This is a genomic window from Mesorhizobium sp. (assembly GCF_005063415.1).
GTDB lineage: Bacteria > Pseudomonadota > Alphaproteobacteria > Rhizobiales > Rhizobiaceae > Mesorhizobium.
The window spans coordinates 1-632 of the sequence record NZ_SUEG01000366.1 but is presented as its reverse complement, the minus strand read 5'-3'; the positions used below and the strand labels follow the sequence as shown (position 1 = coordinate 632).

The following is a 632-nucleotide window of genomic DNA, read 5'->3' as shown; positions in this document are numbered from 1 at the left end:
GGCAAGCTTTTGTCTCGCTCTCTGTGGAGGCCCGCAAAGCCGTGCGCGAGGAAGTACAGCGTGACCTCGGGGACACTGGCGGGCCCATCGAGGTGGAAGTCGAGTACAGGTTAGCTGGCGGGCGACGATAATCGTCGCGCGCATGATCATTTGGGTCAACTTGTGCCATTGTGTGGTCGAACCCAATGACCGGAACGGATTCGGCTCGCGACCTTCCATGCGTCCAGCTAAACGTCAGGAGTTTGACCCGTTCCCGTCGTTCTCGGCACACTTGATGAACGACTGCTGTGCGCCCCAAGTCGGACATTTAAGCGCAATTAGGGGACTGCCAGAAAGCAGACGTTGCGCACGAATCCGGCTATCAAATTGCGTAACATTGGGTATGGAAAGAGCGTCCACAACGCCGAGCGCGAAGGCGCTGTTCAGCCTTGCAGCAAGGAGTGCGATCCATCGCGTTTCGGCAGCATTGTCCAGTGCGGGAAGCCGATCAGTCCTGAGAGCCTTAGCCGTGTGATCATGGCCATCATTGACAAGCCGTCCCTGAACAGCCGAGACCTGTCCAGTCATGGCGCGAGTCGCGGCGTGTTACCTCGCAGCGGGCACAGTGTATTTACCTGCGAAGACCTCTTCTC

General features: G+C 58.1%; 1 protein-coding gene. It reads left to right on the top strand.

Annotation, left to right across the window (positions count from 1 at the left end):
- Positions 1–342: 342 nt before the first annotated feature.
- On the top strand, positions 343–632 hold a 290-nt coding region (locus tag E5W70_RS32635; RefSeq protein WP_292665493.1), incomplete at its 3' end, for a hypothetical protein.